Below are 5,890 nucleotides of genomic sequence, written 5' to 3'. Positions count from 1 at the left end.
GCGGGCGCCGTGGGGCAACATGTACGAGTTCAACATCACGTTGCGCAGGATGACGGGCGGGGTGAAGGTGCCGTAGTAGCCCAGGCCGATCATCGAGCCGAGCACCTGGTTGCGGTCGGCGAGCGAGCGCAGCTCGGCGAGCACCTCGGCCTCGGTGCGGGCACCCGGCAGCTCCAGGCTGTCGGCGTTCTTGATCACGTCGGGGACGGCGGCGGCCGTCAGCTCGTCCAGCGAGCCGTACCCGACCTGCGCGAGCATCTTGGCCCGCGCCTCCTGGTCGGGCCCGATGTGACGCTGCTCGAAGGGAATTCCCTGTTCGAGTTCGGAGAGCGTAGGGCGGTGGGCGGTCATTGCGGAGGCCTCCTGGTCTGACGCGACCTTCGAGGGGCACCCCGGCACGGGTACCCCGACGGCCTCCCCCTCTGTCATCTCAACCTGAGAGCTTCGCCGGACGCCCGAAGGCTCCGGCTTGCACCGTCGGTGAGAGCGGACACCGTCGACATCCGCCCTGCTTTCCAGAGTGACCTCGTCCGTGCGGTACGTGGGCCTGAGAGATTCCGGGGAGGATTTGCTCCTTCGGCGCCTCCGGATTGCCCGAAGGACTCTCCCGCACGGGGTCAGCAGCCGCTTGCCAGCCTACCAGCGGGGGCAACGCACGGGTCTTCGAGTGGCCGCCTCGTTGAATGTGCTCTTTTGTAGTGCTTACGGATGAGTTGCGACCAAGTGGAGGGCCCGTGCAGACCGACATCGATCCGCGCAACCTGATCGGCCGCAAGGCGTTCGACCGCAACGGCACGAAGATCGGCACGATCGACGAGGTGTACCTCGACGACGCGACGGGCGTGCCGGAGTGGGCGGCCATACGCACCGGCCTGTTCTCCCGGGACGCGTTCGTGCCCCTGGAGCCCAGCGAACTGGTCGAGGGCACCCTGCACGTCCCCTTCGACCGGGCGTTGATCAAGGACGCCCCGGACTTCGGCGTGGGCCGCCATCTGTCGCCCGAACAGGAGCTCCAGCTCTACCACCACTACGGCCTGGACACCCCTGTCCCACCACACCCTCACCCGGACCACGACTTCGGCAAGCTGGCGGGCACGGAGGACGCGGGGGCATAGGGCCCGATCCCGCCGCGGGCCGGCGCGGCGGCGTCCCGGCGGCGCCGACCGGCCACCCCGCACTCACCCCGGTCGCCCGCCGGCCCTGTCCACCCGCACTCCCCGCCCTCCCTCCACCAGCGGCAGCGGATCCGCCGGCTCCAGCGCGGGGTCGTCGACACGGAAGGTCCGCACCCGCCCCGCCTGCACCGCCCCCGGCGTCTCGAACCGCACGGTCACCCTCCCGAGCCCACTCCCCTGCACCCATCCGTGTCCGTACTCCGCATGCCGCACATCGTGTCCCGCGGGCCACCGTCGCTCGGTGACCGCCTCCTGAGGCGCCACCGGCGCCGCGACGTCGACCTCGGCCGGGACCGTCTCCGCCGCCTCCCCCGCCGCCTGCGCGAACAGGTCCTCCTGGGTGTAGTCGGCCAGCCCGGTCACCCCCACCCCCAGCAGCCGCACACCCCCCGTCGTGTCCACCGAGTCCAGCAGCCGCGCGGCCGCCTCCCGCACGACCGCCGGGTCGTCGGTGGGCCCCCTGAGCGTCTCCGACCGGGTCAGCGTCGAGAAGTCGTACCGCCGCACCTTCAGTACGATCGTCCGCCCCGACAGCCCGGCTTCCCGCAGCCGCCGCACACACCGGTCCGCCAGCCGCCGCACCTCCGCCCCCACTCTCAGCCGGTCGTGGATGTCCACGTCGTAGGTGTCCTCGACGGACACCGACTTGGCCTCGCGCTCGGCCACCACGGGCCGCTCGTCGTGGGCGAGCGCCATCGCGTACAGCGCGTGCCCATGGGCCTTGCCGAGCAGCCGCACCAGCTCGTCCTCGCCGGCCTCGGCGATCTCGTCGACCGTGGTGATCCCGGCCCGCCGCAGATGGTCCCCCGTCGCCGGCCCCACCCCTGGCAGGGTGCGCACCGGCATCGGCCCGAGCAGCGCCCGCTCCGTACCGGGCTCGATCATCACCAGGCCGTCCGGCTTCGCCTGCTCGGAGGCGATCTTCGCGAGCATCTTGGAGGCGGCGAGCCCGACGGACCCGCAAAGCCCTGTGGCGGTCCGTATGTCCGCGCGCAGCCGCTCCCCGGCCAACTGTGCCGACGCCGCGTCCGAGGCCGTCCCACCGGCCTCCAGGTCCACGAACGCCTCGTCCAGGCTGAGCGGCTCCACCAACGGCGACAGCTCGTGCAGCAGGGCCATGACCTGCTCACTGATCGACCGGTACAGCGTGAACCGCGGCACCAGGTACGCGGCGTTCGGTGCCAGCCTGCGCGCCTGCGCCATCGGCATCGCGGAATGTACCCCGAACACCCGGGCCTCGTAGGACGCGGTGGCCACCACACCCCGCGGTCCGAGTCCGCCCACGACCACGGCCTTCCCGCGCAGACTCGGCTTGGACGCCTGCTCCACCGAGGCGTAGAAGGCATCCATGTCGAGATGCAGGATCGTGGGCGCGTTTCTCACATCTTTGATGCTGCACCACGGCACTGACAACGCACCGGGAGGTCAGACCGCCTTGTTGCGCCGCCTGGCCAGTTCGTCGGCGGGATTGTGCCCGACGAGGGTCTCGCCGGTGTCGACGCGCTCACCGTGCAGCTGGGAGAGCGCGCTTTCCACGTCCCGCCAGACCACGCCGACCGCGATCCCGAAGATCCCCTGACCGCCCTGGAGCAGGGCGTGCACCTCGTCCGGCGAGGTGCACTCGTAGACCGTGGCGCCGTCGCTCATGAGGGTCATGCGCTCCAGGTCACGGAAACCGCGTTCCCTGAGGTGCTGGACCGCGCTGCGGATGTTCTGGAGGGAGACCCCGGTGTCCAGGAACCGCTTGACGATCTTCAGGACGACGACGTCCCGGAAGCTGTACAGCCGCTGCGTGCCCGACCCGTAGGCGGGCCGCACGCTGGGCTCGACCAGGCCGGTGCGGGCCCAGTAGTCGAGTTGCCGGTAGGTGATGCCGGCCGCCGCGCAGGCCGTGGGCCCGCGGTAGCCGATCTCCTCGGTGGCCATGGACGCCGCCCCTCCGCCGCTCGGCACTGCCGTCGGCCGCTGCGGGGCGTGCCCGGCTGTGCTGCTGTGAAGCGGGTATGGACCGCTCTCCCCGAAACCGTGTCCGGGGGCACCCCCAGCCGTACCGTCGCCGCTGCTTCTCACGCCGACCTCCGTCCTTGACCTGCCTTCTCGACGGTAGGCAGTCACCAGGGGTGCGTCAACGATCGCCACACTCGGCACGCCGAGTGATAATCACCCTAGGAGTGGTTTCCCGTGCCCCACCGCGGGGAAAGGCTAGCCGAATGCTCTGGCGCAAGGCCGTAGGACGCTCTCAGTGGCCGCTGGCAATTGCCCATGAGTTTCGGCCGCACCGAGCCGTGAACCGGCCCGCCACCGGCCTTCCGGCAGGTGACGGGCCGCCCTGTTCTCACTGACTGCTGGTGCCGAAGTCCTCGGGGGAGATCTGGTCGAGGAACTCGCGGAACTTCTCCACCTCGTCCTCCTGCTCGTCCGGGATCGCGATCCCCGCGTCGTCCAGCACCGTGTCACTGCCGAAGATCGGCGTCCCGGTGCGCAGCGCCAGCGCTATGGCGTCGGACGGGCGGGCGCTCACCTCGACGCCGCTGGCGAAGACCAGCTCCGCGTAGAAGACGCCTTCACGCAGGTCGGTGATGCGTACTTCGGTGAGCTCCTGGCCGACAGCCTCCAGCACGTCCTTGAAAAGGTCGTGGGTCAGCGGTCGCGCGGGGGCCATGCCCTGCTGGGCGAAGGCGATCGCCGTCGCTTCCCCCGGCCCGATCCAGATGGGGAGGTAACGGTCGCCTCCCACTTCGCGCAGGAGCACGATCGGTTGGTTGGAGGGCATTTCCACCCGGACACCTACGACATCGAGCTCGTTCACACAGCAACCCTAGGCCGTGCCCGGGACGTTTGGGTAGTCGGGCCGGTAACGCGCGCCCGATCCGGCCTCCGTCCGGGTCCTGTCACTTCGGTCACGGCAGCCGCACCCCGAGCGCGATCTGCACCAGCGCGGCGTGCAGCTTCACCGTGAGCGCCGCCAGCTCCTTCGTACGGGCCTCGGCATGGACCCTGGTCTGCGGATTGCGGTGGCGCCTGAGCGGAGCCACCACCTGGTCCACCAGGCCCGCCTCACGGTCGGCGGCGGCCTTCATCACCCGCAGATGCCGCGGTTCGATCCCGAACCGCCCCAGCTCGGCCACGAGCGAAGCCACCGTGACCGTCTCCGCGTCGTAGACACCGTCCTCCAGAGGAGCGATCAGCCCGTACGACTCCCACTCCGCGAGGCGGTCCTCATCGATCCCGGCGGCCGCGAGCAGCTCCTCGCGCCCGATCCGCGCCACCGTGGGTGCCTCAGGCACCATCGGCACCGCCTCGCCCTCACGCTGCCGCCCCAGCACGGGAAGGTGCACGGCCTCCCCGCGCTCCATGGCGTCCAGGTGCTCCCGGATGACCTTGAGCGGCAGATAGTGGTCCCGCTGCATCCGCAGGACGTGTCCAAGGCGCTCCACGTCCCCGGCGGTGAACTTGCGGTACCCGGAAGGAGTCCGGCGCGGCTCGATGAGCCCCTCCGACTCCAGGAAACGGATCTTGGAGATGGTGACTTCGGGGAACTCGTCGCGCAGCACGTTCAACACCGTGCCGATGCTCATCAGCCCGGTTTCCGTGGCGGCGGCGCCCTGTCCGGCACCGCCGCTCGGTGTGTGCAGCATGGACCTTCTTCCCTGGGGTCCCCCAGACGAGGTCCGGCGGGTCAGATGCCCTGCCGGCTCGCGTAGAAGACCAGCCGGTACTTGCCGATCTGGACCTCGTCGCCGTTCGCCAGAGCGACCTGGTCGATCCGCTCCCGGTTGACGTACGTGCCGTTGAGGCTGCCCACGTCGGCCACCGTGAACGAGCCGTCCTGCTGACGGCGGAACTCCACATGGCGACGCGAGACCGTCACGTCGTCCAGGAAGATGTCGCTCTGCGGGTGCCGGCCCGCCGTGGTCAGGTCACTGTCCAGCAGGAAGCGGCTGCCGGAGTTGGGGCCACGGCGCACCACCAGCAGCGCGGAGCCGAGCGGCAGCGCGTCGACGGCCGCCTGCGCCTCCGGCGAGAGAGCCGGCACCTGGGTCTGACCGGTGACCTCGGCGTCGTAGGCCTCCAGACCGGAGATCGAGATCGTGGACGTCGTCTCGGACGCACGCTCCGGAACGGCACCCGCGCGCAGCGGGGCACCGCAATTGGAACAGAAACGCGCGTTCTCCGCGTTTCGGTTACCGCACCTCGTACAAACCAGGGCCGACATGGACGGATCCTCCTGCCGCGGCTGCCCCGCCGGGGCGTTGGACGCGTACGGGCCGGAGGAGAACCCTCCACCCGCACCTGAGGTTGACGGTTGCCCGAAACCTATGCCGCCGGACTGGGACGGGTCAACTGACGGCGCGCCCTGACCTCCCGAAATGTCACCCCCCGGACCAGCCACCTGGTCCCGGAACAGAGGGCGCTGGCCCTCTGCGTCAGGCTGTGCGCGATGGCGGGCGGTCGCGTTTTCGCTGCCCTCTCGCGCGCTCTTGCCGAACAACTTCGCAAACAACTTCACGGGCGATTCCCCTTGACCGAAACAGACCCGCCCGTGGGGCAGGACGAACCCTGACTGACCAAACCGGCCGACCCGGACAACCTCACAACGTCCGTATCCACCAAACAGTTTCCACCACGCACCGGGTCCCCGGTGCGCCGACCCCCCGCATCCTCATGCCCTCGCCGGACGTCCCCCATGCACCCGCGTGGTGCGGCGGTCCTTC

At 70.1% G+C, this 5,890-nt stretch carries 5 protein-coding genes, 2 pseudogenes and 1 riboswitch; of the genes and pseudogenes, 1 reads left to right on the top strand and 6 read right to left on the bottom strand.

Annotated features, from left to right (window positions below):
- Positions 1-351 (bottom strand): annotated as a pseudogene (locus ABZ646_RS38405) (glycine dehydrogenase (aminomethyl-transferring)); the annotation flags it as partial.
- Between the two features lie 174 nt (positions 352-525).
- A riboswitch (glycine riboswitch) is annotated at positions 526-620 on the bottom strand.
- 114 nt (positions 621-734) lie between these two features.
- Here ABZ646_RS38405 and ABZ646_RS38400 point away from each other — a divergent pair.
- Positions 735-1,115 (top strand): PRC-barrel domain-containing protein, encoded by a 381-nt coding sequence (locus ABZ646_RS38400; protein ID WP_360529868.1) that lies wholly within the window; start codon positions 735-737, stop codon positions 1,113-1,115.
- Positions 1,116-1,182: 67 nt separating this feature from the next.
- On the opposite strand, the pseudogene ABZ646_RS38395 reads toward ABZ646_RS38400, so the two are convergent.
- The 5 genes and pseudogenes from ABZ646_RS38395 to ABZ646_RS38375 form a co-directional block, all read right to left on the bottom strand.
- Positions 1,183-2,558: pseudogene (locus tag ABZ646_RS38395) on the bottom strand (DNA polymerase IV); the annotation flags it as partial.
- 42 nt (positions 2,559-2,600) lie between these two features.
- Complete coding sequence (locus ABZ646_RS38390; protein ID WP_360529865.1) at positions 2,601-3,245, bottom strand: MerR family transcriptional regulator; 645 nt, start codon at positions 3,243-3,245, stop codon at positions 2,601-2,603.
- 265 nt (positions 3,246-3,510) lie between these two features.
- Complete coding sequence (locus ABZ646_RS38385; RefSeq protein WP_037684412.1) at positions 3,511-3,984, bottom strand: bifunctional nuclease family protein; 474 nt, start codon at positions 3,982-3,984, stop codon at positions 3,511-3,513.
- 91 nt (positions 3,985-4,075) lie between these two features.
- On the bottom strand, positions 4,076-4,813 hold the full coding sequence (locus tag ABZ646_RS38380) for a MerR family transcriptional regulator (protein WP_360529862.1): 738 nt from the start codon (positions 4,811-4,813) through the stop codon (positions 4,076-4,078).
- 41 nt (positions 4,814-4,854) lie between these two features.
- Positions 4,855-5,685, bottom strand: coding sequence for an FHA domain-containing protein (locus ABZ646_RS38375; protein ID WP_360529859.1), 831 nt, complete (start codon positions 5,683-5,685; stop codon positions 4,855-4,857).
- Between the last annotated feature and the right edge of the window lie 205 nt (positions 5,686-5,890).

Origin of the sequence: Streptomyces sp. NPDC007162, from assembly GCF_040634175.1 — a bacterium.
Classification (GTDB): Bacteria; Actinomycetota; Actinomycetes; order Streptomycetales; family Streptomycetaceae; genus Streptomyces.
This window is presented reverse-complemented; position numbering and strand designations above follow the sequence as displayed.

Bases quoted from the DNA above. Each gene is read 5' to 3' on its own strand.
- ABZ646_RS38380 (WP_360529862.1), bottom strand. From the start codon at position 4,813: ATGCTGCACACACCGAGCGGCGGTGCCGGACAGGGCGCCGCCGCCACG.